A 24,042-nucleotide genomic window follows, 5' to 3' on the forward strand; every position below is an offset into this window, starting at 1 on the left:
CACCATAACGGCGGTAATGTGTCGCCCCAGCAGGGGAGGGGTAAAGAACCGCGCCGGTTCTCCGTTTTAAAGCAGAACTATCGAATTCCCGCTGAACGTCGCCCCACAGACGTGATCGGTTCTGCCGGTTCTGCTGATGTCGCCCCTTGTTGTAATGGCCCGTGCGTTTGCGCTTGGTTGCCGCAAACACCCGAGTGCTGAGCATTCATTCGCGTTGCCCATGCGCTTGCCGCGCGCGCCCTCCAAGCCGAAGCGGTGTGCGCAAATGTTTGCGGTGGCCGCTGCGCTGCTTTGCCGCACGGCGCAGGCACAAACAGACGTCACCGATCTGACCGCACTGCCCATCGAGCAACTCATGCAGGTGCAAGTCGTCACCGGGGCGTCCAAGTACGCGCAAGCCGCGAATGAGGCACCGGCCAATGTTTCCGTCATCACGGCGGCGGATATCAAAGCCTATGGCTGGCGCACGCTGGCCGACATCCTGGGCAGTCTCCCGGGGCTGTACACCAACTACGACCGCAACTACACCACGCTGGGCGCACGCGGCTTCTTGCGCGCGGGCGACTACGACACGCGCTTCCTGTTGCTCATTGACGGCCATCGCACCAACGATCCCATCTTCGACCAGGCGGCCGTCGGCTCCGAAGCCATTCTCAACGTCGACCTGATCGAGCGGGTGGAGTACGTGCCCGGAGCCGGGTCGGCGGTGTACGGATCGAACGCGCTGTTCGGTGTGATCAACATCATCACCAAGCGAGGCCGTGACATTGACGGCGTGCAGGCCAGCGGATCAACGGGCAGCGCCAATGCGCGGGATGCCCGAGTGACGTGGGGCAGGCGGGCCGAGAACGGCGCCGAATGGCTGCTGTCGGCCAGCGTGAACGATGCCCCGGGGCGCGACCTCTACTTTTCCGAGTTCAACCAGCCGGGCGTGAGCGATGGCGTGGCCCGCGGCATGGATTACGACCGCGCCAAGCGCCTGTTTGCCAAGGGCAGTTTTGGCGAGTTCGGGCTGACCTTCGGCTACGTCGATCGTACGAAGGGCGTGCCGACCGCGCCGTACGACCAAAGCTTCAACGACCCGCGCTCGCGCACCGTCGACACGCGGCAGATGTTCAACGGCACGTGGCAGCACGCGCTGGACGACACGACCGACGTGACGGCGCGGCTGTTCTGGGGCCGCTATGTCTCGCAGGGGGACTACGCGTACAACCCACCACCGGTCGGCATCAACCGCGATCTATTCGACACGGCGTGGTACGGCACGGAACTCAAGTTCGTGACGCGCCGCATCGAGCGCCACACGCTGGTCATCGGCACGGAGCTGCAGCGCGACTACCGTGATGCGATGCGCAATTTCGATACAGCGCCATACGCCAGCTACCTGGACGACCATCGCGACAACAACCGCGTGGGCGTGTATGTGCAGGATCAATTCATGCTCCATCGGGACTGGGTGCTGGACACGGGCCTGCGCTACGACCACACGAGTTTTGCGCCGGGCATCTTCAGCCCGCGCGTGGGCCTGATCTGGCATGCCGCCCCAACGACCACCGTCAAGGCGATCTACGGCATGGCCTATCGCGCGCCGAACGATTACGAGCTGAACTACCAGACCAGTGCGCCCGGCGGCCAACAAGTCACCAATGGGCTGTCGGCCGAACGCATACGCACGTATGAAACGGTAGTCGAGCAACAAGTTGCGGCAGGCGGCAAGGCGACCTTGTCGGTGTTTCAGAACAACGTTTCCAACCTGATCAGCCAAAGCCAAGACCCGAACACCGGGCTGCTCTTTTTCAGCAACGTAGCGCGCGTGCGCACGCGCGGCGCAGAACTCGGCTACGAGCAGAACTGGCCGGGCGGCACGCGCCTGCGCACGAGCTACAGCTTCCAGCGTTCCGAAGATGTCGATACCGGCCAGACGTTGAGCAACTCGCCGCGTCACATGCTCAAGGTCAACGCCACCGCTCCTGTTTGGCGCAGCGACTGGCGTGCCGGTATCGAGGCGCAGTACATCAGCAACCGGCTGACGACAGCCGGCCAGGTGGGCGGTTACTGGATCGCCAACCTGACCTTGCTGGCGGCACGGTTGGCGCCCAATCTGGAGATGTCGACCAGTATCTACAACCTGTTCGATCGGCGCTATGCGGATCCAGCGGGGCCGGAGTTGCCGCAGCCGTCCGTCGAGCAGGATGGCCGTGCCTTTCGCGTGAAATTCACCTACACCTTCCGATGAAAGCCCCGCACGGCATCGTCCGACGCGCCCAATGGCGACGACCGCGCAGGTTATGCGCGGTGCTGGGCGCTGTGCTGGCAGGTGTGGCATGGATGGGTGCCACGCACGCGCAAATGCAGGCCAGCGAGGTGCAGGTCAAGGCGGCGTTCATCTATAACTTTGCGCTGTTCACCAACTGGCCGGCTGATGTCATGCAGGCCGACGCGCCAATGGTGGTGTGCGTGACCGCCCAACATCCGTTGCAGGCGGCCTTGGAAAAACTGACAGGAAAACCCGTGCGCGGACACCGCCTGGAAATCCGAAAGATCAACGATGGCACCGTTGCCGGCTGCCATGTCCTGGTGTTTGACGCGCGCGCCCAGAACGGCGTGCGCCTCGACCCGGGCACGCCGGTGCTGACGGTGTCCGACAGCCCAAAGAGCGAGCGCGTGGCCGGCAACCCCGAACCGATGATCGCGTTGACGCTGCATGACGATCGCGTGGTTTTCGACATCGATGCAGTGGCCGCGCGGCAGGCCCGTCTGCAGCTCAGCTCGCAACTGCTGCGCCTGGCTAGGACCGTGCAATGAGCCTGTCGATTACGACTCCTCGGCCCCGCCTGGGGCACTCCATGGTGCGGGCCAACATGGCCGGTGCCGGCGCGGCGCTGACCATCGCCGGCTTCCTGCTCATCGTGTTCCAGTTCATCGCGCTGCATGCGGCGCTGGTGCGCGACGTGCATGTGCAGGCGCGCATCGTGGGCGCCAACAGCGTGGCCGCGCTGCTCTTCAATGACCGTCGTGCCGCAGAAGAAACCCTGGCCGCGCTGGAGGCCTCGCCGCCGTTGCGTGCGGCAGGTATTTTCAGTGCGCTGCGCAAGCCGTTGGCGCTGTATCAGCACCACGATGCCGCGCCGGTGCGCGCGCCCGATGCCGCCATGCTGCGCGAGTCGGATGTGTCCACGCTCACCACGCTGGAGGTGGTGGAGCCGGTGGAGTCGGAGCGCCGCGTGATCGGCTATGTGGTAGTGCGCTCCAGCCTGACCGAGCTGTACATGCAACTGCTCGGCTATGCCGTGCTGACGGTGTCGGTGGGCATCGGCGCGATGGGTCTGGCGTATCTCGTGATTGCCCGCATGCGCCGTGCGGTGCTGCAGGCAGAGGCGCATCTGGACTACCTCGCCCACATCGATTCCGTCACGGAACTGCCGAACCGGCATGCCTTCAACGAGCGCCTGCAGGTGTCGCTCAAGCGCGCGGGTCAGGCGGGTGCAGTGGGGCTGCTTCTGCTGGATCTGGACAACTTCAAGGTCGTCAACGACACGCTGGGCCACAACAACGGCGACCGCCTGCTGCGCCAGGTTGCGCGGCGGCTGAACGACGTGATCGACCAAGCCAACCTGCGTGCCGTGCTGTGCCGCATCGGCGGGGACGAATTTGCGGTGATCGCCGAGCTGTCTGGCCGTGCGCAGATTGCCGACACGGAAGCGGCAACGCTGGCCGATGGCTTGGCCAAACGCATTCTTGCCGCGTTGGCGGCGCCGTTCGCGCTCGACCTGCATCAGATCTACGTGACGGCGAGCGTGGGCGTGAGCCTGTATCCGCATGACGCACGCGACGTGCAGGTACTCACGCGCAACGCCGACACGGCGATGTACCACGCCAAAAACCACGGCAAGAACGCAGCCGCGAGCTTCACGTCGGAGATGGACCAGCAGGCGCGCCGCCGCCTGCGCGTGGAAGCCGATCTGCGCCGCGCGCTCGATCGCGAGGAACTGCTGCTGGCCTACCAGCCACAGGTGCGCCTGCGGACCGAAGACGCGCACGACGCGGTGCTCTCCAAGGCAAACGTCTATGGCGTGGAAGCACTGGTGCGCTGGCGCCATCCGGAGATCGGCCTGATCGGGCCCGGCGAGTTCATCGCCGTGGCGGAAGAAACCGGCCTGATCGTGCCGCTCGGCCTATGGGTGCTGCGCACCGCGTGCCAGCAGGCTGTGCGCTGGATGCGCGAAGACGGCGTCACGCTGCGGGTGGCCGTCAACCTGTCGGCGCGGCAGACGCGCGACCCGGCCCTCGTGGAAAACGTCATGGACGTGCTGCGCGAAACCGGCATGCCGCCGAATCAGCTCGAACTCGAAATTACGGAGAGCGTGCTGATGGAAGACATCGAGGCCAACATCGCGCTGCTCGAATCCCTGCACGCGGCCGGCATCAGCCTGTCGATTGACGATTTCGGCACCGGGTATTCGTCGCTGGCGTATCTGCAGCGTTTCCCGATCCAGAAGCTCAAGATCGACCGCAGCTTCGTGCAGCGCATGCCCGGCGACGGTGAAGCCATTGCCGGCGCGGTGATCGCCATGGCGCATAGCCTGCGCATGCAAGTGGTGGCCGAAGGCGTGGAAGACCCCGAGCAGCTCGCATTGCTGCGCAACGCCGGATGCGACCTGGGGCAGGGCTATCTGTTCTCGCGCCCGCAGCACGCCGACGCGTTGATGGCGTGGCTCAACCGGCTGGACAACGTTTCGGACAGCGACATCGCTGCCGACGCCGAGGACGATGCAGTGCCGAGCGGGTCGTTGCCGTCGTCGTTGGCGGGGTAACGTTTCCCGCTTCAAGTCGGTTTCTCGGAATTAACCTATTTGGTATACTAACCAAGTAGGTTAAGTTGGCGCGCATGGAAAAACGTACGCCACACGCCAAACTGTCGCTCGTTCGCGAACTGATCCGATCCGGCAGCGTGCGCGCGACACGCAGTGCATACGAGGGAGCGCTCGAGCTAGGTATCACGGATCTGGCGGGCATGTGCGCAGTCGTCATGACGCTGACGCCCCGCTGCTTCTACAAGAGCATGACGACCCATGCCGACCACCGCGTGTGGCAAGACGTCTATCACGCCAAGGCGCGCGGGCAAGACATCTACCTGAAGCTGACCGTTGTTGATGGTGTGCTGATCGTTTCCTTCAAGGAGCTTTGACCATGAAATGCCCGAGCTGTGGTGCCGCCGAGCTGATTCATGACACACGCGATGTGCCATACGTCTACAAGGGCGAGGCCACTGTCATCCCCTCTGTGACGGGGGATTTCTGCCCGGCATGCGATGAAATTGTGCTCGAACGCGGCGAGGGCGACCGATATGGCGAGCTGGTGTCCGCCTTCCAGCGCCAGGTGAATTCGGCCTACATTGACCCCGCCTACATCGCGACTGTGCGTCGCAAACTGAATCTGGACCAGCGCGAGGCCGCCGAGATTTTTGGTGGCGGCGTCAATGCGTTCTCGCGCTATGAAACCGGTAAGACGAAGCCGTCTCTGGCGCTGGTGAAACTCTTGAAGCTTCTCGACCATCACCCCGATCTGCTGGCTGAAATCAAGACGGCTTGATCGCCTCAAAAGAAAAGCCCGCCAATGTGCGGGCTTTTTTTCGAGCACCATCGGGCACGTTCAAGCAGCCGCCCGCCGCGCCGCGCGCGTTGCCCCGGCCGTCAGCACCACCACGGCCGCCAGGATGATGCCCGTGGCGCCCAGCGTTTGCGGCGCGACGACTTCATCTGCAAGCCATGCGCCCATCAGCAGGGCGATGGGCGGGTTCACATACACATAGCTTGTCGCCATGACGGTGGACACGCGCTCCACCAGCGCCATGTAGGCGGTGAATGCGATGGCCGAGCCGAATACCACGAGGTAGCCCCATGCGAGCGCGGCATGCATGCCGATGTGCTTCGGCCACACTTCGCCCGTGATCAGGCTGAGCAGTACGAGCGCCACGCCGCCAAAAGCCATCTCCAATACGAACGCCGTCATGCCCTTGGGCATGTCGATGCGCTTGGAGAGTTGCGAGCCGAACGACCATGACGCAATGGCGGTGGTCAGCGCCAGCACGCCGACTGTGCTGGCCTGGAACTCCGCCCCGCGAAACAACACCGCAATCCCGATGCTGCCCAGCGCAATGGCGCCGATCTCATAGGCACGCAGGCGGCCACCGGCCAGCAGCGTCCACAGCGTGGAGAACAGCGGCATCGACGCGATCATCACCGTGGTCGCACCCGACGAGATGGTCTGCTCGGCCACTGCCGTCATGCCCATGCCGCCCACCAGCATGAAGGCGCCGATCAATGCGCAGTTGCGGACCTGGCGCATGGTCGGCCGATCTTCCGGCTGCTTGCGCTGGCGCAGGATGACCAGCGGAGCGAGCAGCAACGCTGCAGCCAGAAAGCGCGAGCCCATCATCAGGAAGGGCGGCAAATCGGTCAGCGCAAAGCGGATGGCGAGATACGTTGTGCCCCACACCACGTAGGTGATGAGCAGGCACAGGGCGATGAAGGGGGACATGACGGGACCTCTGCGAGGAAGTCCCGATGCTACTCAACGCCGGCTCATGCGCAAAACGAGTTTTGTTATCGCTCGTTGTGAGCGGCGTTAGCAAGCAAGTGAGCTGAGGCGTATGCGAGGTTTGAGACCTCAATCGCCGTGTTCCGAACCTCGCAATCGGGGTTACGAACCCGGCGTGCCGAGTGTTGAACCCCATGCATGGCGTTCAGAACCTCAATGTCGGCGTTCGAACTACGAGATATCGAGGTTCAGAACGCCACCCGTCACGTTCCGAACGCCAACGGTGGAGTTCGGAACCTCAAGCGCGGCGTCTGGAACCTCAAGCGTGGAGTGTTGGAACCCCAAGTGTCGAGTTCAGAACGCCAAGCCTGACGTTCCGAACCTTGGTGGCCCTTCAGATGACCCGGAACCCGTGCGTGCCATCGCGCCGCAACTGCTCCACCAGACCGAACTCCCAGTCGAGGTACCCCTGCATCGCCGTGCGCGGGGCGCTCGTGCCTTCATACGGGCGACGGTACCGGTCGATGCGGTTTGATGCGAGGCGGGTCTCGCCGGTTTCAACGGGCAGGTCGGCGGCCACCCATGCCGTGGTGCCTCCGTCCAGCACCCACACCTCGGCCTGGGTCAGCTTGGCAAGATCGGCGGCGGCAAAACGGGCGAGCTGGCTGCAGCCGCACGTCAGCACGTAGCGGCGTGCCGCCGGGATGCGCGCAAGCGCCGCGGGCAAATCCGAGCGCACGGCAAACCACGCGCCCGGAATATGCCGCGCAACGTAATTGGCGCTGCGTGTGACGTCGATGACGGCGGTGTCGCCCGCTTCCAGCCAGCCGGCCAGGGCGCGGGCGTCGACCGTGCGCGCGGCGGGAGGTTGCGGAGCGGGTGTCTGCCATGTACCGGTGACGCTGCGCTCGCTGGCGCAGACCGGATCTACGACATAGACCTCCCAGCCCATTTGCGCGAGCCACGAGGCGGACATGTCGGCGCGCACGCCGTCGTCATCGGCCAGGACGATGCGCGCGCCGCGCACGGCGGCGGTGTGGTCGGTTTCCTGCACGAGCTGGCCCCCGGGCGCGCTCGCGAAGCCGGGCAGATGGCCGGCGGCGTATTCCTCGGGCGTGCGCACGTCGAGCTTGTAGAGCGTGCGGTCCGGCGCCTCCAATTTGGCAACGTCGGCCAGCGCTATGCGCGGCACGTTGGCGCGCTCAGCCACGGCGCGTGCATCGGCCTGGGCTTGCGCGCGTGTTTCGGCGGACACGTCCAGCGGGTGACGGCGGCTGGCGCCATGGTCCAGCACTTGGTCGGCCAGCAGCCAGCCGATGGTGCCGTTGCGCAGTGCCGCCACCGGGTTGGGAATACCGGCATTCACGAGCGATTGCGTGCCGATGATGCTGCGCGTGCGACCCGCGCAATTGACGATGACCTGCGTGCTCGGGTCGGGCGCCAGCTCGCGGATGCGCAGCACCAGCTCTGCACCCGGCACGCTCGTCGCCGTGGGGATGCTCATGGTCTGAAATTCTTCATAGCGACGCGCATCGACGATGACCACGTCGCGCTTGGCGTCGAGCAGTGCTTTGACCTCCTGCGCGCTGAACGACGGCGTATGGCGGTGCGCCTCGACGTATTCGCCGAAGGCCTTGCTGGGGACATTCACGTCTTGGAACACCTCGCCGCCGGCGGCGCGCCAGCCATCGAGGCCACCTTCGAGCAGGTACACGCGCGTGTAGCCGAGTTCGGCCAACTTGGCCGCCGCTTGCGGGGCGAGGTCCACACCATCGTGCACGCCGTACAGCACGATCAAGGTATCGCGGCGCGGAATGCGCGACCACGCTTCCAGCTCCAGCCGGGAGAGCGGCAAGTTGGCCGCCCACAGCGGATGCGCCTGGGCGTACGGGTCTTCCTCGCGGATGTCGACCAGCGCGATCTCCTTGCGGGCCAGCAGGGCGGCGCGCACGTCGGCATACGCTAGCGTCGGGACATGGGTTTCGGCCAGCGGTGCGGCGACCAGCGATTCGATGGCGTCGATAGGGCTGCTCATGGTGCGGGCGTGTCCTTGGAACGGTCCCAGAGATTGGGCAGGTGGGTATTCGAATAACCGGAGACGAAGGGCTTGCGCTCGCCGTCTTCCGTATAGACGGAGCGGTGGATGCCGCCGATGTTGCCGCCGTACACGTGGATGCTGATCGAGGTGCGATCGTCAAAGGCGTTGTGCACGCGGTGGATGTCGCCAATGCGCGGGGAAACGCGCTCCACAGCGCCGGGCTCCAGGCGGATGGCGGGGCCGTCCGGTTGGGGTTTGCCTTGTGCGTCGAGCTTGAACGGTTGCGAGTATTCAGCGCCGCGCAGCATGCCGATCAGGCCCCACGTGGTGTGGTCGTGAATGGGGGTGCGCTGGCCCGGGCCCCAGACAAAGCTGACGATGGAAAAGCGCTCGCCCGAATCGGCATGCAGCAGGAACTGCTGGAAGTGTTCGGGGTGCGGCTGCGCGTATTCAGCGGGTAGCCAGTCGTCGTGGGCGACAAGCGCGCCGAGCAGGGCACCGGCGCGCGAGAGGATTTCGGCTTCGGTCGGCTGCTGATCCAGCAGGCGCGACAGAGCGGTCACGAAATCACGCAGCGGCACCGTGGACTGGGGTTGTGCGGATGCCGCAGCGGACACGGCAGCGCGGGCAGGCGTGCTCATCGGCAAGTTCCTGATGTGGGGTTCTGCGCATCTTGCTGGACTTGGGCGGAGGCGTCTACTGAAACCCCCAGTGCCGTGCGGCCGACTGGGAGCCGCGCGGAGTTGTCGTGCAGAGCGTGGATTCGGCTGCACAGCACGTCGCGATCGTGTCGATGCTGATCAACGGGGCGATTGATGCATGGTCAAGGGGCAGGCCGTATTGCCACCCGCGGCGGCTTCCACCTTTGACGCGCGGGCTTCCGCTTGGGGCCTAGCGGGCGTTGCCCGAATGGGATTCCGCGCTCGGTCGCGAGCCGCCATGCGGGCCGGCAGTACCCGGCGCTTCCGCGACGTTCTTAGGCAGGTTGGTGGCTGGAGTTGTGGCGCCCGGGGCGTTGTTGCCGCCCTTGCCAAAGCGTGCCGCCAAGCGGTCCTGCACTTCGGTCAACTGGGCTTGCTCTTGCGCTTTTTGTGCGCGTTCCGTCTCGGCCTGCTGGGCTGCGGCGGCTTGTTCGGCCGGCGTAGGCGGCGGAAGTTTGCCGTGGGCGGGGTGCGGTAGCGCCACCACGGTCAAGCTGATGGCCGCTGCGGCGAGCCACAGGGCCGAGTGTGGAATGTTGTGGGGTGTTTGCGGCATGGCGGTCTCCGGGTCGGGATCGCCATGGCTCCAGCAAGTGCGGTGCCGTGTGAGGTCAGGACCTCTCGGCAAGCAAGTTGTGCAACACCGTCTTGAGCAGGTTGAACACGGGGTTGTCGTTGTCTTTCCGATAGGCCATCCAGAGTTCGACCGGCTTGGCCGGCGTGGTGCGCACCGGGCGGTAGACGACGCCCTCGAAGTGCAGCATGGCCGCCGCCGCCGGGATGAGCGCCACGCCAATGCCTGCACGCACCAGCGCCAGCATCGAGTGGATCTGGCTGACGTATTCAACGATGTCGGGCAACACCTCGGCACGCTCGAACAGGCTACTCACCATCTGGTGGAAATAGCGTGCCTCGTATGGCGAATACATGAGCAGCGGTTGGCCCTCGCAATCGCGCAGGCTGGGGCGTTGCGGCCAGCTGTCGGCAACCGCTTCCGGCAGGGCGATCACCAGCGCTTCCTGCGAGCACGGCACGGCAATCAGTTCGCCGTGCTCCACCGGCGGGCGCAGCAGGCCGACGTCGATTTCGCGCGCATCCAGCGCCGAGAGTTGTGCGCCGCTCACCATCTCCTTGAGCGTCAATCGCACGCCCGGTGAAGCCGCCCGCACGGCGCTCACCAGCGAAGGCAACTTCCCGTAGCCGACCGACGCGGTAAAGCCGATCGCCAACTGCCCGGCAGCGCCCGTGGCCACGCGCCGCGCCGTGGCCGCCGCTTCATCGGCCAGCCGCAGGATGCGCGACGCATCGGGCAGAAAACTGCGGCCCGCCGCCGTCAGCTTGACCGAGCGGCTGTTGCGCTCCAGCAGCTCTGTGCCAACCTGGTGTTCGAGCAGGCGCACCTGGCGCGACAGGGGCGGCTGCGTCATGTGCAGGCGTTCGGCCGCCCGCCCGAAATGCAGTTCTTCGGCCACGGCGACAAAGCAGCGGAGTTGGCTGAGTTCAAACATCGATTCAAAACCTGTATGGATTGAGTCAGTGCTTATCTTGGATGGGAAAGATCGCCGGTGCAAGAATCGGCGCGCCCCTTCGGCTTGAAGGGCCAATAACAACCATCAGGAGACAAGCATGTCCATGAAAAGCGCGGAAGTTGGCCGTCGCAGGTTTCTTAAGAACGCGGCAGGCGCAGGCCTTGCAGCGGCCAGCGGCTTGGCCGGCGCGCAGAAGATCGAAGGCTTCAAGCCGAACGCGCGCTACCCCGACGTGGCGGTGGAAGTGCTGGACCCGAGCTTTCTGAAATACCGGCTCTACAGCAGCTCGGTAGAGCAGCTCGCCACCGGCATGCGCTGGGCCGAAGGGCCCGTTTACTTTCCCGCCGGGCGTTACCTGTTGGTGAGCGACATTCCGAACAACCGCATCATGAAATACGACGAGACGAACGGCGCGTTCAGCGTGTTCCGCGAGCCGTCGAACTACGCCAACGGCAATACGCGCGACCGGCAAGGGCGCCTCGTCACGTGCGAGCACTCGGTTACGCGGCGCATCACACGCACCGAATTCAACGGCAGCATCACCGTGCTGGCCGATCAATACCAGGGCAAGCGGCTGAACGCGCCCAACGACATCGTCGTCAAGTCCGACGACAGCATCTGGTTCACGGACCCGACGTTCGGCATCAACGGCAACTGGGAGGGCTTCAAGGCGCAGCCGGAACAGGCCACCACCAACGTCTACCGGATCGATCCGAACGGCAGCATCCGCGCAATCATCACCGACCTCGTCAACCCGAACGGCCTGGCGTTCTCGCCCGACGAGAAGAAGCTCTACGTGGTCGAGTGGAAGGGCACGCCGTCGCGCAGCATCTGGAGCTACGACATTGCGCCCGACGGCACGGCGTCCAACAAGACCAAGCTGATCGACGCTAACGGCGCGGGCGCGCTGGATGGCTTTCGCGTCGACCGCGATGGCAACCTCTGGTGCGGCTGGGGCTCGGACGGGCGCCTGGGCATCAATTCAGCCGACTACGACGGCGTGAAGATTTTCAACGCGCGCGGCAAGCCGATCGGCTTCATCCACCTGCCGGAGCGCTGCCCCAACCTGACCTTCGGCGGGCCGAAGAACAACCGTCTGTACATGGCCAGTTCGCATTCCCTGTACGCCCTTTATGTGGAGGCCGAGGGCGCGGTGTGACGCGCCACTGACCAGACGCGGCCGCGCCGTCACGTGCGGCTGCAGCAAGGGAATTGCTCACCTAGGGAAGACCCTGTATCAATACAAGTTTTGTATTAATCGAGTCAGCAGTTGGCTTGGACTTGAATCGATGCGGGTGCAAAAATTCGCTCATCAACAACACGCATTCATCGCGAGCGAGACATGTCCCGATACAGCCCCAAAGAATTCGCCCAACAGATCGGCTCCGGCCTGCTGTCCTTCCCGGTCACGCACTTCAAGGCGTCGGACCTGTCGTTCGACGAGGCAGCGTATCGCGCCAACCTGAACTGGCTGTTCAGCCACGATGCCGCTGGCCTGTTTGCCGCGGGTGGCACGGGTGAATTCTTCTCGCTCACCGCGGCTGAAACCGACCGCGTGGTGCGCGCTGCCGTGGCGGAAACCGGCGGCAAGATTCCGGTGATCGCCCCGGCGGGCCGCGGCACGGCCGAATCGATCGAATACTGCAAGGCCGCTGAAGCGGCCGGCGCCGACGGCATCCTGCTGCTGCCGCCGTACCTGACCGAAGCCTCTGCCGATGGCGTGGCAGCGCACGTGGAGCAGGTTTGCAACTCGACGAAGCTGGGCGTGATCGTCTACAACCGCGCCAACCAGATCCTGGACGAAAACCACCTCGAACGCCTGGCCGACCGCTGCCCGAACCTGGTTGGTTTCAAGGACGGCGTGGGCGACCTGGAACTGATGACCCGCATCTACGCCCGCCTGGGCGACCGCTTTACCTACGTTGGTGGCCTGCCGACCGCCGAGACCTTTGCTCTGCCGTACCTGACGATGGGTGTGTCGACATATTCGTCGGCCATCTTCAACTTCGTGCCGGAGTTCGCGCTAGAGTTCTACGCCGCCGTGCGAGCGTTCGACAATGCCAAGGTCTACAAGATGCTCAACGAATTCGTGCTGCCGTACATCCAGCTGCGCAATCGCAAGCGCGGCTATGCGGTGTCGATCGTCAAGGCCGGTATGAAGGTCATTGGCCGTGATGCAGGTCCGGTCCGTGCCCCTTTGACCGACCTGACCGATGCCGAGACGGCAGAACTGTCTGCGTTGGTGTCGCGCATTGCCGAAGTGGAAAAGCTGGCGGCCTGAGCGCAACCGAAAACACAAGGAATCGAAATGCAATTGAGCGGCGAACTGTTGTTGGGTGCCACCCGCGTAGCGGGTGGTGCCGGCAAGGTTCGCGCCATGAACCCCGCCACCGGGGAATGGCTCGAACCTGAATTCACCCTGGCCTCCAAGGCCGATGCCGCGCGTGCTGCTGAACTGGCCGCCGCGGCTTTTGACGTTTACCGCGAGACCGCGCCGGAAACCCGCGCCGCCTTCCTGGAAGCCATCGCCAGCCAGATCGAAGCGCTGGGCGATGCGCTGATCGAACGCGCGATGGCCGAATCGGCACTGCCGCGTCCGCGCCTGGAAGGCGAGCGTGGCCGCACGTGCAACCAACTGCGCCTGTTCGCAAGCGTGGTGCGTGCCGGCGATGCGGTGGGCGCGCGCCTTGATTCGGCCCTGCCGGAGCGCAAGCCGCTGCCGCGCTCGGACCTGCGCATGCGCCGCATTGCGCTGGGCCCGGTGGCGGTGTTTGGTGCGAGCAACTTCCCGCTGGCGTTCTCCGTGGCGGGTGGTGATACCGCGTCGGCGCTGGCTGCGGGTTGCCCGGTGGTCGTGAAGGCGCATCCGGCGCACCCGGGTACGTCCGAACTGGTGGGTCGCGCCATTCAGGCTGCGGTTGCCCAGTGCGGGCTGCCGGAGGGCGTGTTCTCGCTCATCCTGGCGGATAACGATGCGGCTGGCGCACTGGTGGCAGATCCGCGTATCCAGGCAGTTGGCTTTACGGGCTCGCGCGCCGGCGGCCAGGCGCTGTTGCGCATTGCGCAGGCCCGTCCGCAGCCGATTCCGGTGTACGGTGAACTGAGCGCCATCAACCCAGTCTTCCTGCTGCCCGATGCTCTGGCCAAGCGCGCCGCTGCGCTGGGCCAGCAATACGTGGCGTCGCTCACGATGGGCGCGGGCCAGTTCTGTACGAACCCGGGCCTGCTGCTCGCCATCGATGGGCCGGAACTCGATGCCTTTGAAGCTGCCGCCGCTGCCGCCATGGGCGACGTGGCTGCGCAGCCGATGCTCACGGCCGGCATCCACACCGCTTACACGCGCGGTGTCGACAAGCTGGCCGCCGAGGCCAACGTGCGGTGCGTCGCACGCGGGCAAGAGAGCGACCAACCCAACCGCGGGCAAGCCGGCTTCTACATCACCGATGCGAAGAGCTTCCAGGCGCAGCCGGCGCTGCACGACGAGATCTTCGGCGCGACCGGCCTGGTCGTGCGTTGCCGCGACGCAGAGGAGCTGCGCACGCTGGCCGAATCGCTCGAAGGCCAGTTGACCGCCACGCTGCATCTGGACGCCGGCGACACAGCTATCGCGCGTTCGCTACTGCCGATTCTGGAACGCAAGGCGGGCCGCATTCTGGCCAACGGCTGGCCGACCGGCGTCGAGGTGTGCCACGCCATGGTGCACGGCGGCCCCTGGCCGGCAACCACGGATGCACGCACGACTTCGGTCGGCACGGCGGCCATCGAGCGCTTCCTGCGCCCGGTGTGCTACCAGGACCTGCCGGCCGAACTGCTGCCCGAGGCCCTGCAGGACGCCAATCCGCTCAAGCTGCGCCGCCTGGTGGATGGAAGCTGGGCCTGAAGCCGTAACAGTCGAATAGCAAAAAACAACACGCCGGGCCGAACAGGACCCGGCAACTTGAACCGACCGGCACGACGGGTGCCGGCTTAAGGAGGAGACGATGGACATCAAAGCCCCTGCAGTGGGAGCACAGGCCGTTCCGCGCGCTGAGCGCATGAGCCGCGTGCGTTTCGTGATCCTCGCGATGCTGTTCATCGTGACGACCATCAACTACGCCGATCGGGCGACCATCTCCATTGCCGGCTCGGCCATGCAGAAGGAACTCGGCATCGATGCCGTGTCGCTTGGCTATATTTTCTCGGCGTTCGGGTGGGCCTACGTGATTGCCCAGATTCCGGGCGGCTGGCTGCTTGACCGCTTCGGTTCCAAGCGCGTGTACACGTTCAGCATTCTGCTGTGGTCGCTGTTCACACTGGCGCAGGGCGCGATCGGCTTCTTTACCGGTGCCACCGCCATCATCATGGTGTTCTGCCTGCGCTTCCTAGTAGGGGCGGCAGAGGCGCCGTCCTTCCCGGCGAATAGCCGTATCGTGGCAGCCTGGTTTCCGGCCAATGAGCGCGGCACCGCAGCGGCCATCTTCAACTCTGCGCAATATGCCGCCACGGTGGTGTTTGCCCCGCTGATGGCCTGGCTGGTGCACGCGTTCGGCTGGCATCACGTGTTTATCGTGATGGGCGTGATCGGCATCGTCATGGCGGTCGTGTGGAAGGCATTCGTGCACGAACCGAAGGACCACCCGGGCGTGAACCGCGCCGAAATCGAGTACATCGAAGCCGGGGGCGGCCTGGTCAACATGGACCGCGCGGGCGTGGCCAAGGCCGAGGGGCCGAAGCTCGGCTACGTGAAGCAACTCCTGCAGAACCGCATGCTGATGGGTGTGTACATCGCGCAGTACTGCATCAATGCGCTCACGTACTTCTTCATCACGTGGTTTCCGGTGTATCTGGTGCAGGCGCGCGGGATGTCGATCCTGAAGGCGGGCATCGTCGCGTCGATTCCCGCGGTGTGCGGTTTCCTGGGCGGCATCCTGGGCGGGATCATTTCTGACGCGCTGCTTCGCCGTGGTGCTTCACTGTCGGTGGCGCGCAAGGTGCCCATCGTGCTGGGCATGCTGCTCTCCATGACCATGGTGATCTGCAACTACGTCGACGCGCAAGCCATCGTGGTGGCGGTGATGGCGCTGTCGTTCTTCGGCAAGGGCCTCGGGGCGCTGGGCTGGGCCGTGAACTCGGATACGGCGCCCAAGCAGATCGCCGGCTTGTCGGGCGCGCTGATGAACACGTTCGGCAACCTGTCGAGCATCACCACGCCCATCGCCATCGGTTACATCGTCAACACCACGGGTTCGTTCAACGGTGCGCTGGTGTACGTCGGTATCCACGCGGCGGTTGCCATCGTCTGCTACCTGTTCATGGTGGGCGAGATCAAGCGTGTGGAACTCAAGCCGCTGTAAGCCAGAGGAGCCTTGCAAGTGACGTTGCAATCGATCGAGTCCAGTGCACGCACGCACACGCCGCGTGTGACGGAGATGCAGGTGATGCCGGTCGCAGGCCGCGACAGCATGCTACTGAACCTGTGCGGTGCGCATGCTCCGTTCTTTACGCGCAATCTCGTCATCCTGAAGGACAACGCCGGGCGCACCGGCGTGGGCGAGGTGCCGGGCGGGGAGGGCATCCGTCGGGCGCTGGAGCGCGTGATTCCGCTGGTGGTTGGTCAATCTATCGGTCGTACAAACGGCGTGCTGAACAGCATTCGCCGGGCGCTGGCCGGTGGCGGCAATGCCGCGCATCAGGCGACGGTGCACCAGGTGACCTCCGCTTCGGAAGCCGCCGTGCTGCGCCAGCCGCACGAGATCAACCTGCGCATGGACAACGTCATCACGGCGGTGGAAGCCGCGCTGCTCGATCTGCTTGGCCAGTTTCTGGAGGTGCCGGTGGCAGAGCTGCTAGGCGCCGGTCAGCAGCGCGATAGCGCGCCGATGCTCGCCTACCTGTTCTACGTGGGCGATCGCCGCAAGACCGATCTGCCGTACCTGGATGGCGCCAGCGGCGCCGACGACTGGCTACGCCTGCGCCACGAAGCCGCCATGTCGCCCGCCGCCATCGCCCGCCTGGCCGAAGCCGCCACCGAGCGCTACGGCTTTGCCGATTTCAAGCTCAAGGGCGGCGTGATGCGCGGCGCTGAAGAGATGGAAGCGATTGCCGCCATCAAGGCGCGCTTTCCGCAAGCCCGTGTCACGCTGGACCCGAATGGCGCATGGTCGCTGAACGAGGCGATTGCCCTGTGCAAGGGCCAAGGGCATCTGCTGGCCTATGCCGAAGATCCGTGCGGCCCCGAAGCCGGCTACTCGGGCCGTGAAGTGATGGCCGAATTCAAGCGCGCCACCGGCATCCCGACGGCCACCAACATGATCGCGACCGATTGGCGCCAGATGGGCCACGCCGTCCAGCTGCACGCGGTCGATATTCCGCTGGCCGATCCGCATTTCTGGACCATGCAAGGCTCCGTGCGCGTTGCGCAGTTGTGCGACGAGTGGGGCCTGACGTGGGGCTCGCACTCCAACAACCATTTCGACGTGTCCCTGGCGATGTTCACGCACGTGGCCGCAGCGGCGCCGGGCAACATCACGGCCATCGACACGCACTGGATCTGGCAGGAGGCCGAGGAGCGCCTGACGCGGGAGCCGCTGCGCATCCAGGGTGGCCATGTGGCCGTGCCGGAGCGCCCGGGCCTCGGTATCGAAATCGACATGGACCGCGTCATGGCGGCCCATGCGCTGTACAAGACTTTGGGCCCCGGCGCGCGTGACGACGCCATGGCCATGCAATACCTCGTGCCGGGCTGGACGTACGATCCGAAACGTCCGAGCCTGGGGCGTTGAAGCAAAACCCGTTTGTATCAATCACGGAGTCTGTGATGTCTGAACCGACGCTGGCCCCCGAGGCCGGCAACGCAACTGAAAAGGCGCTGACGATCCGCGTGCACGACAGCGACAACGTCGCCATCGTCGTCAACGCACGCGGCTTGCCTGCCGGCACCGCACTGGCCGATGGCACTGTGCTCGTGGAAGGCGTTCCACAGGGCCACAAGGTGGCGCTGGTCGACCTGGCCGAAGGCGACGCGATCATCCGCTACAACGAGGTGATCGGCCATGCCGTGAAGCCGCTGCCGCGCGGTAGCTGGGTCAACGAGCACGCTGTGAAGCTGCCGTCCGCTCCCGCGCTGGATGAGCTGCCACTGGCCACGCGCCCCGATCCAAAACTCGCCAAACTCGAGGGCTACACGTTCGAGGGCTATCGCAACGCAGACGGCACGGTCGGCACGAAAAACGTGCTCGGCATCATGACCAGCGTGCAATGCGTGGCCGGTGTGACGGACTACGTCGTTGGCCGCATCAAGCGCGAGCTGCTGCCGCGCTTCCCGAACGTTGACGACGTGGTGGCGCTGAACCATGTGTACGGCTGTGGCGTCGCCATCAACGCGCCGGCCGCCATCGTGCCGATTCGCACGCTGCAGAACCTGGCGCTCAACCCGAACTTTGGCGGCGAGATCATGGTGATCGGCCTGGGCTGCGAAAAGCTCGTGCCCGAACGCCTTGTGCCGGAAAGGCTCGCACCCGGCGGCCGCATTCCCATCGAAGTTGCCGGCACGGCGGATTCGCCCGTGCTGCGCCTGCAGGACGAAGCCTTCGACGGCTTCATCGGCATGACCGACGCCATCATGGAGATGGCCGAGCGCCGCCTGGAACACCTGAACAAGCGCCAGCGCGAAACCTGCCCGGCATCCGACCTCGTGGTCGGGGTGCAGTGCGGGGGCAGCGATGCGTTCTCGGGGGTGACGGCCAACCCCGCTGTGGGCTTTGCGGCCGACCTGATCGTACGTGCAGGCGGCACCGTGATGTTCTCGGAAGTCACCGAAGTGCGTGACGCCATTCACCTGCTCACGCCGCGCGCCATCGATGAAGACGTCGGCCGTGCGCTGCTGCGCGAGATGGCCTGGTACGACAACTACCTGAGCGGCGGTCAGACCGACCGCAGCGCCAACCCGTCGCCGGGCAACAAGAAGGGCGGCCTGTCGAACGTGGTGGAAAAGGCGCTCGGTTCGATCGTCAAGTCGGGCAGCACGCCCATCGTCGACGTGCTTGGCCCCGGCGAGAAGGTGCGTCGCAAGGGCCTGATCTTTGCGGCCACTCCCGCGAGTGACTTCGTGTGCGGCACGTTGCAGCTGGCCTCCGGCATGAACCTCCAGGTGTTCACCACCGGCCGCGGCACGCCGTATGGACTGGCCATGGCGCCGGTCATCAAGGTATCGACGCGCAAGGCGCTGTCCGAGCGCTGGCATGACCTGATCGATCTCGACGCTGGCCGCATCGCCACGGGCGAGGCGACCATTGCCGACATCGGCTGGGAGCTGTTCCACCTGATTCTTGACGTGGCGAGCGGACGCAAGGAAGTTTGCGCCGACAAGCTGGGCCTGCATAATGCGCTGGCTCTGTTCAATCCCGCCCCGGTGACCTGATATGACCACTGAAGTACACGTTCAACCCGACCCGCTCGCGGGGGTGACCACGCGTTGCCACCGCCTGCTGCTCACTGGCGCAGGCGGCAACCTCGGCAAGGTGCTGCGCGAGCGCCTGCCCAAGTACGCCGATTTTTTGCGCTTGTCTGATATATCAAATCTCGGCGAAGCGCGCACCGGCGAGGAGCTCGCACCGTGCGACCTGGCTGATGCAAAGGCCGTCGATGCGCTTGTTGCCGGCACGGATGCGATCGTGCATCTGGGCGGCGTGTCGGTTGAGCGGCCGTTTGAAGAGATTCTGCCGGCCAATATCGCGGGCACTTACAACCTGTACGAAGCCGCACGTCGCCATGGCGTGCGCCGCATCGTGTTCGCCAGCTCGAACCACACCATCGGTTTCTACAAGCAGGGCGAGGTGATCGACAGCACCGCGCCCACCAAGCCCGATGGCTACTACGGGCTGAGCAAGGTCTTTGGCGAGCAGCTGGCCAGCTTCTATTTCGATCGCTACGGCATCGAAACGGTGGCCATCCGCATCGGCTCTTCGTTTGCCGAAGCGAAGGACCGCCGCATGCTCGTCACCTGGCTCGGCTATGACGATCTGGAGCAACTCATCCGCCGCGCGTTGTTCGTGCCGAGCGTGGGCTTTACCGTGGTCTACGGCATGTCGAACAACCGCGACCGCTGGTGGGACAACCGCCACGCCGCGCACCTTGGCTACACACCTACGGAGACGAGCGAGATCTTCCGCGCCCAGGTCGAAGCACAACCGCCGCTGCCCGCCGATGACCCGGCTGCGCAGTACCAGGGCGGAGCGTTTGTCAAAGCCGGCCCGTTCGGAGACTGACGCAATGCACGTGAATGTAGAGCCGACTGTCGAGCGCGTTGGCAGCATGCAATGCGGTGTGGGCGAAAGCCCCATCTGGCACGCCGGCGAGCAGGCGCTGTACTGGACGGATATTCCGGGCCGCAGGCTGTGGCGCTGGAACTTCTTCTCCGGCCAGACCAACAGCTGGGCGCTGCCCGAGATGGCCGGCTGTATTGCCATGACGTCCAACGGTTGGGCGATGGCCATGGAGACGGGCATTTTCCTCGCGCTACAGCCCCGCGCCGACGCCGAGCTTGGCCCGCTGCAGCGTCTCGCCACGGTGGCGCACTCGCGCCCCGACATGCGCTTCAACGACGGCCGCTGCGACCGCCAGGGCCGTCTGTGGGCCGGCACGATGGTGTTCGACACCTCGCTCGGTCTGCCGCTCGGCAAGCTGTATCGCTTTGACGCGGAGGCCGCTCGCGCAGGGCGTGTCGATGCCGTCATTGACGATCTGATCGTGCCGAACGGCCTGGCCTTCAGTCCCGATGGCAAGACGATGTACCTGTCGGATTCGCACGCAAGCCGCCAGACCATCTGGGCCTTCGACTACGACATCGACAGCGGCACGCCGCACAACCGCCGCGTCTTCATCGACATGAATGCGTACCCGGGCCGCCCCGACGGCGCCGCGGTTGACGCCGACGGTTGCTACTGGATCTGCGGCAACGATGCGGGGTTTGTGCATCGTTTCACGCCGGACGGTCGTCTCGATCGCAGCATCGCCATTCCCACGTCCAAACCTGCCATGTGCGCGTTCGGCGGGCCTGGGCTGGATACCCTGTTCGTGACGTCGATCCTGATCGGCGACGACCCGCTCTCGGGCGCCACGTTTGCAGTGCGCCCGGGCGTGACCGGATTGCCCGAACCCGTCTTGCACCTCTGAACCTGCAATACGCCCCGCACATAAGAACAAACCGGGGCTCTTAGGAGACAACACATGAAACCCATCAAAGGCTTGCGCTGGTGGATCATCGTCCTGGTACTCAGCGGACTGATCATGAACTACCTGGCCCGCAATGCGCTGGCCGTGGCGGCGCCCGAAGTGAACAAGGTGCTGAACATCAGCACGCAGCAGTACGGCTATATCGTCGCTGCATTCCAGGCGGCCTACATGGTGATGCAGCCGGTGGCGGGCTACGTGCTTGACGTGCTGGGCACCAAGCTGGGTTTTGCGCTGTTTGCAGCGGCGTGGTCGGTGGTCTGCCTGCTGCACAGTACGGCGGGAAGCTGGCTGTCGCTGGCCGCGTTCCGGGCGATGCTGGGGATGACGGAAGCGGCGGGTTTCCCGTCGGCGCTGCGGGCAACGGCAGAGTGGTTCCCGGCCAAGGAGCGGTCGATTGCAACCGGCTGGTTCAACATCGGCTCGTCCGTGGGCGCGGTTGTGGCGCCTCCGCTGGTGGTCTGGTGCATTTTGCACGGCAACTGGCGTTTTGCCTTTGCCGTGATCGGTGGGATCGGGCTGGTGTGGAGCGTGCTGTGGTTCCTGTTGTATCGCGTGCCGGCCAAGCACCATCGCCTGTCGGAAGAAGAGCGTGACTACATCCGCGCAGGCCAGGAAACGCCGGATGACACCGCCAACGTGCCCAAGCCCTCATGGGGCAAGATCGTCAGCGGGCGACGGTTCTGGGGTATCGCCATTCCGCGCTTTCTGTCGGAGCCGGCGTGGCAGACGTTCAATTATTGGATTCCGCTTTATATGGCCACCGAGCGCCATATGAACCTGAAGGAAATTGCCCTGTTTGCGTGGCTGCCGTTCCTGGCGGCGGACGTGGGCTGCGTGCTGGGCGGCTATCTGGCGCCATGGTTCCAGAAGCGGTTCTCGGTATCGCTTGTGACGTCGCGCAAGCTGGTGATGGTGACGGGCTGTCTGTGCATGATCGGCCCGGCTTGCATTGGTCTGGCGACGAGCCCCTACACGGCGATTGCGCTGTTCTGCGTGGGCGGCTTTGCGCACCAGACGCTCTCTGGCGCGCTCTACACGCTGACGTCCGACATGTTCGGCAAGCATGAAGTCGGCACGGCCGTGGGGCTGACGGGCATGTCGGGCTACATGGGCGGCATGCTCTTCTCGCTGGCGGTCGGCACGCTGGCAACGACCATCGGCTACAACCCGCTGTTCGTGGCGCTGGCCGTGTTCGACATCGTGGCGGCCATCCTCGTGTGGACCATGCTCAACGACAACCAGGCGCGTCCGGTGCCGGTGCAGCCGAGCAGCACGGCAACCAGCGCGGCTGCCTGAACCGCAACTGCAAAGGCCGTCGGTCAGGCGGCCCGCTGAGCAATCGTCGGGTTGAGCTTGGCCGGGCTGAGTGGGTCGAAGTCGACCCATTCGCCGTTGCGCCAGCGGCCCGCGGCTTCTTCTACATCCATCCCGCCGGTGCTCGCCAGAATGCGCGCGGCTTCAGCTTCCCGGTCGGGTGTCACGCGCACTGCCAGCAGCACGCCGGAATGGCGTGTGCGCAAGGTGGCGTCGGGTGGCTGCGCAGGATTGGGCTCGTCGCGGGTTGCGAACATCGCACCCGCCAGCGAGCCGATATAGGCGCCCACCCCGGCCGCCACCACAGAGAAAAGCACGGCCACGTGCAGCGCAAGCAGCACCACCACCCCGGCGACGGCGCCAATGGCGGCGCCAATCGCCATTCCCTTGCCCGCGCCTGCATGGGCACGCGCAGCACCCGGGTCGGCGTTGCGGTCGCCGCCAATGGGAAACGCCGCGTGCTGGCCGGATGGGTTGACGAAGAAGACGTTCACATCGTCCTCGGAAAAGCGCTGGGCGAACAGCGCACGCGCGGCGCCTTCGGCGCGTTCAAACGTGTCGAAACGGGCAGCGACGATGAGCGACATGGGGCCTCCTGAGAAACGCATTTCCCATAGCGCAAGCAAGCGGGGGGCCTGGGCCTAAAGTGGACCTAAAGTTACCTAGATCAGGTAATTGGCCGGGCAATCACTCGTCGCCATACTTGCCCACCAAGGCCCGAATCGAGGCCAATTTCCAGCCACACGATAACGAAAACGTGGCTGCCCAGAAATCGGGGGCAGTCGGCCGATACCGCCCGGCAATCCGGCGGTCTTTTGGTATCCCAACGGGAGGGTGTGTCATGTTCAACGGCTTTTCTGCGGTGCCGGGCGCGGTCGTGCCCTATGCGTACGACTGGCTGCTGGTGGGGCTGTCGTATCTGATCTCAGTGGCGGGGGCGTATGTGGGCTTGCGATGGTCCAGACGCGTGCGCAACAAGAACGGCGCCATCGACATGGACAGGCTCGTGTGCGCCAGCGTAGCCCTCGGCGGCGGTGCCGTCTGGTCGATGCATTTCATCGGCATGGCGGCCTACCGGACACCGGTCCGGATCGAGTTCGATCTCTTCATGACAATGGTGTCGCTGCTGGTGGTGATGGTGTTTGCCGCCGGCGGCCTCGTCATTGCATCGCGCACAAAGGGCAACCGCATGCGAAATGTCGCTGAGGGTGGCGTGCTGACCGGCCTGGGCGTGGCGGTGATGCACTACACCGGCATGGCCGCCGTGCACACCAACAGCAATTTCGACTGGGACATCTCCATCATGGGTGTCTCGGCCTTGATTGCAGTGCTGGTGTCGATGGTCGCGCTGTGGCTGGCAACGACCGTCAAGACACGCGGTCAGCAGTTCGGCGCGGCGCTCGTCATGGGCGTGGCCGTCTGCGGCATGCATTACACCGGCATGACGGCCGGCACGATGATCTGCACGGGGCAGAACTACTCGCCGTCGCTGTTCGCCATTGAAGGCAGCAATATCGGTTATGCGGTGTTCGCGCTGGCCGGCACCATCCTGATGATCATCCTGCTGATCGAAGCCTCGCGCAGCGCAAGCAGCGCACGCGCCACTGCATCGGGCACGCTGCGCTGAAACATGTTGCGAGAACGCCCGGCCCGGTGTTTTTCGGTCGGGCGATTCTCATCGCGGTGGCGCGCACCGCTACAATCGCGG

21 protein-coding genes are annotated in these 24,042 nt (G+C 65.0%); 15 read left to right on the forward strand and 6 right to left on the reverse strand.

All coding sequences use genetic code 11. The features are described from left to right. Positions 1-220: 220 nt before the first annotated feature. From ACTJK6_RS09365 to ACTJK6_RS09385, 5 genes are all read left to right on the forward strand, one after another. Positions 221-2,236 carry a TonB-dependent receptor plug domain-containing protein gene (locus tag ACTJK6_RS09365; protein ID WP_440838822.1) on the forward strand — a complete coding sequence of 672 codons (2,016 nt, stop codon included), beginning with the start codon at positions 221-223 and terminating at the stop codon, positions 2,234-2,236. After that, a complete protein-coding gene (locus ACTJK6_RS09370; RefSeq protein WP_232039371.1) occupies positions 2,233-2,805 on the forward strand; it encodes a YfiR family protein in 573 nt (190 codons plus the stop codon). The genes ACTJK6_RS09365 and ACTJK6_RS09370 overlap by 4 nt, the downstream gene beginning before the upstream one ends. Continuing rightward, positions 2,802-4,814 carry a putative bifunctional diguanylate cyclase/phosphodiesterase gene (locus tag ACTJK6_RS09375; protein ID WP_232039372.1) on the forward strand — a complete coding sequence of 671 codons (2,013 nt, stop codon included), beginning with the start codon at positions 2,802-2,804 and terminating at the stop codon, positions 4,812-4,814. The genes ACTJK6_RS09370 and ACTJK6_RS09375 overlap by 4 nt, the downstream gene beginning before the upstream one ends. A 74-nt stretch (positions 4,815-4,888) precedes the next feature. Next, positions 4,889-5,188 carry a type II toxin-antitoxin system MqsR family toxin gene (locus ACTJK6_RS09380; protein ID WP_260804329.1) on the forward strand — a complete coding sequence of 100 codons (300 nt, stop codon included), beginning with the start codon at positions 4,889-4,891 and terminating at the stop codon, positions 5,186-5,188. A gap of 2 nt (positions 5,189-5,190) precedes the next feature. Then, on the forward strand, positions 5,191-5,592 hold the full coding sequence (locus ACTJK6_RS09385) for a type II toxin-antitoxin system MqsA family antitoxin (protein ID WP_232039374.1): 402 nt from the start codon (positions 5,191-5,193) through the stop codon (positions 5,590-5,592). A 60-nt stretch (positions 5,593-5,652) separates the two neighbouring features. Here the strand turns inward: ACTJK6_RS09385 and ACTJK6_RS09390 are convergent, their stop codons facing one another. From ACTJK6_RS09390 to ACTJK6_RS09410, 5 genes are all read right to left on the reverse strand, one after another. Beyond that, a complete protein-coding gene (locus ACTJK6_RS09390; RefSeq protein ID WP_343617988.1) occupies positions 5,653-6,540 on the reverse strand; it encodes an EamA family transporter in 888 nt (295 codons plus the stop codon). A gap of 394 nt (positions 6,541-6,934) precedes the next feature. After that, positions 6,935-8,575 (reverse strand): rhodanese-related sulfurtransferase, encoded by a 1,641-nt coding sequence (locus ACTJK6_RS09395; protein ID WP_440838823.1) that lies wholly within the window; start codon positions 8,573-8,575, stop codon positions 6,935-6,937. Then, positions 8,572-9,219, reverse strand: coding sequence for a cysteine dioxygenase (locus ACTJK6_RS09400; protein ID WP_440838824.1), 648 nt, complete (start codon positions 9,217-9,219; stop codon positions 8,572-8,574). The genes ACTJK6_RS09395 and ACTJK6_RS09400 overlap by 4 nt, the downstream gene beginning before the upstream one ends. A 250-nt stretch (positions 9,220-9,469) precedes the next feature. Next, positions 9,470-9,835 carry a hypothetical protein gene (locus ACTJK6_RS09405; protein ID WP_440838825.1) on the reverse strand — a complete coding sequence of 122 codons (366 nt, stop codon included), beginning with the start codon at positions 9,833-9,835 and terminating at the stop codon, positions 9,470-9,472. 55 nt (positions 9,836-9,890) lie between these two features. After that, the gene (locus tag ACTJK6_RS09410) at positions 9,891-10,787 is read right to left on the reverse strand and encodes a LysR substrate-binding domain-containing protein (protein WP_440838826.1); all 897 of its coding nucleotides are present in this window, start codon (positions 10,785-10,787) and stop codon (positions 9,891-9,893) included. Between the two features lie 118 nt (positions 10,788-10,905). On the opposite strand from ACTJK6_RS09410, the gene ACTJK6_RS09415 reads away from it, so the two are divergent. The 9 genes from ACTJK6_RS09415 (at position 10,906) to ACTJK6_RS09455 (ending at position 22,316) form a co-directional block, all read left to right on the forward strand. Further along, positions 10,906-11,967, forward strand: coding sequence for an SMP-30/gluconolactonase/LRE family protein (locus ACTJK6_RS09415; protein ID WP_440838827.1), 1,062 nt, complete (start codon positions 10,906-10,908; stop codon positions 11,965-11,967). 183 nt (positions 11,968-12,150) lie between these two features. Next, a complete protein-coding gene (gene kdgD / locus ACTJK6_RS09420; protein WP_232039381.1) occupies positions 12,151-13,089 on the forward strand; it encodes a 5-dehydro-4-deoxyglucarate dehydratase in 939 nt (312 codons plus the stop codon). A 27-nt stretch (positions 13,090-13,116) separates the two neighbouring features. Next, the gene (locus ACTJK6_RS09425; protein ID WP_232039382.1) at positions 13,117-14,688 is read left to right on the forward strand and encodes an aldehyde dehydrogenase (NADP(+)); all 1,572 of its coding nucleotides are present in this window, start codon (positions 13,117-13,119) and stop codon (positions 14,686-14,688) included. Between the two features lie 100 nt (positions 14,689-14,788). Further along, on the forward strand, positions 14,789-16,141 hold the full coding sequence (locus tag ACTJK6_RS09430) for an MFS transporter (RefSeq protein ID WP_313903718.1): 1,353 nt from the start codon (positions 14,789-14,791) through the stop codon (positions 16,139-16,141). A gap of 18 nt (positions 16,142-16,159) precedes the next feature. Beyond that, on the forward strand, positions 16,160-17,569 hold the full coding sequence (locus ACTJK6_RS09435; RefSeq protein ID WP_440838828.1) for an enolase C-terminal domain-like protein: 1,410 nt from the start codon (positions 16,160-16,162) through the stop codon (positions 17,567-17,569). Positions 17,570-17,604: 35 nt separating this feature from the next. Continuing rightward, positions 17,605-19,206, forward strand: coding sequence for a galactarate dehydratase (garD, locus tag ACTJK6_RS09440; protein WP_440838829.1), 1,602 nt, complete (start codon positions 17,605-17,607; stop codon positions 19,204-19,206). A gap of 1 nt (position 19,207) precedes the next feature. Then, a complete protein-coding gene (locus ACTJK6_RS09445; protein ID WP_232039385.1) occupies positions 19,208-20,053 on the forward strand; it encodes an NAD-dependent epimerase/dehydratase family protein in 846 nt (281 codons plus the stop codon). A gap of 4 nt (positions 20,054-20,057) precedes the next feature. After that, a complete protein-coding gene (locus ACTJK6_RS09450; RefSeq protein WP_440838830.1) occupies positions 20,058-20,960 on the forward strand; it encodes an SMP-30/gluconolactonase/LRE family protein in 903 nt (300 codons plus the stop codon). 54 nt (positions 20,961-21,014) lie between these two features. Then, positions 21,015-22,316: an MFS transporter gene (locus ACTJK6_RS09455; protein ID WP_440838831.1), complete on the forward strand. Its 1,302-nt coding sequence runs from the start codon at positions 21,015-21,017 to the stop codon at positions 22,314-22,316. A gap of 23 nt (positions 22,317-22,339) precedes the next feature. Here ACTJK6_RS09455 and ACTJK6_RS09460 read toward each other — a convergent pair whose 3' ends face one another. Next, positions 22,340-22,921: a hypothetical protein gene (locus tag ACTJK6_RS09460; RefSeq protein WP_260804282.1), complete on the reverse strand. Its 582-nt coding sequence runs from the start codon at positions 22,919-22,921 to the stop codon at positions 22,340-22,342. A 254-nt stretch (positions 22,922-23,175) separates the two neighbouring features. Here ACTJK6_RS09460 and ACTJK6_RS09465 point away from each other — a divergent pair, with 254 nt between their 5' ends. Further along, complete coding sequence (locus ACTJK6_RS09465; protein ID WP_440838832.1) at positions 23,176-23,961, forward strand: MHYT domain-containing protein; 786 nt, start codon at positions 23,176-23,178, stop codon at positions 23,959-23,961. Positions 23,962-24,042: the final 81 nt, after the last annotated feature.

This window comes from Ralstonia sp. 22086 (assembly GCF_052045975.1).
GTDB classification, from domain to species: Bacteria; Pseudomonadota; Gammaproteobacteria; order Burkholderiales; family Burkholderiaceae; genus Ralstonia; species Ralstonia wenshanensis.

Bases quoted from the DNA above. Each gene is read 5' to 3' on its own strand.
- ACTJK6_RS09365 (WP_440838822.1), top strand. From the start codon at position 221: ATGCGCTTGCCGCGCGCGCCCTCCAAGCCGAAGCGGTGTGCGCAAATG.
- ACTJK6_RS09370 (WP_232039371.1), top strand. From the start codon at position 2,233: ATGAAAGCCCCGCACGGCATCGTCCGACGCGCCCAATGGCGACGACCG.
- ACTJK6_RS09375 (WP_232039372.1), top strand. From the start codon at position 2,802: ATGAGCCTGTCGATTACGACTCCTCGGCCCCGCCTGGGGCACTCCATG.
- ACTJK6_RS09380 (WP_260804329.1), top strand. From the start codon at position 4,889: ATGGAAAAACGTACGCCACACGCCAAACTGTCGCTCGTTCGCGAACTG.
- ACTJK6_RS09385 (WP_232039374.1), top strand. From the start codon at position 5,191: ATGAAATGCCCGAGCTGTGGTGCCGCCGAGCTGATTCATGACACACGC.
- ACTJK6_RS09390 (WP_343617988.1), bottom strand. From the start codon at position 6,540: ATGTCCCCCTTCATCGCCCTGTGCCTGCTCATCACCTACGTGGTGTGG.
- ACTJK6_RS09395 (WP_440838823.1), bottom strand. From the start codon at position 8,575: ATGAGCAGCCCTATCGACGCCATCGAATCGCTGGTCGCCGCACCGCTG.
- ACTJK6_RS09400 (WP_440838824.1), bottom strand. From the start codon at position 9,219: ATGAGCACGCCTGCCCGCGCTGCCGTGTCCGCTGCGGCATCCGCACAA.
- ACTJK6_RS09405 (WP_440838825.1), bottom strand. From the start codon at position 9,835: ATGCCGCAAACACCCCACAACATTCCACACTCGGCCCTGTGGCTCGCC.
- ACTJK6_RS09410 (WP_440838826.1), bottom strand. From the start codon at position 10,787: ATGTTTGAACTCAGCCAACTCCGCTGCTTTGTCGCCGTGGCCGAAGAA.
- ACTJK6_RS09415 (WP_440838827.1), top strand. From the start codon at position 10,906: ATGTCCATGAAAAGCGCGGAAGTTGGCCGTCGCAGGTTTCTTAAGAAC.
- kdgD (WP_232039381.1), top strand. From the start codon at position 12,151: ATGTCCCGATACAGCCCCAAAGAATTCGCCCAACAGATCGGCTCCGGC.
- ACTJK6_RS09425 (WP_232039382.1), top strand. From the start codon at position 13,117: ATGCAATTGAGCGGCGAACTGTTGTTGGGTGCCACCCGCGTAGCGGGT.
- ACTJK6_RS09430 (WP_313903718.1), top strand. From the start codon at position 14,789: ATGGACATCAAAGCCCCTGCAGTGGGAGCACAGGCCGTTCCGCGCGCT.
- garD (WP_440838829.1), top strand. From the start codon at position 17,605: ATGTCTGAACCGACGCTGGCCCCCGAGGCCGGCAACGCAACTGAAAAG.
- ACTJK6_RS09445 (WP_232039385.1), top strand. From the start codon at position 19,208: ATGACCACTGAAGTACACGTTCAACCCGACCCGCTCGCGGGGGTGACC.
- ACTJK6_RS09450 (WP_440838830.1), top strand. From the start codon at position 20,058: ATGCACGTGAATGTAGAGCCGACTGTCGAGCGCGTTGGCAGCATGCAA.
- ACTJK6_RS09455 (WP_440838831.1), top strand. From the start codon at position 21,015: ATGAAACCCATCAAAGGCTTGCGCTGGTGGATCATCGTCCTGGTACTC.
- ACTJK6_RS09460 (WP_260804282.1), bottom strand. From the start codon at position 22,921: ATGTCGCTCATCGTCGCTGCCCGTTTCGACACGTTTGAACGCGCCGAA.
- ACTJK6_RS09465 (WP_440838832.1), top strand. From the start codon at position 23,176: ATGTTCAACGGCTTTTCTGCGGTGCCGGGCGCGGTCGTGCCCTATGCG.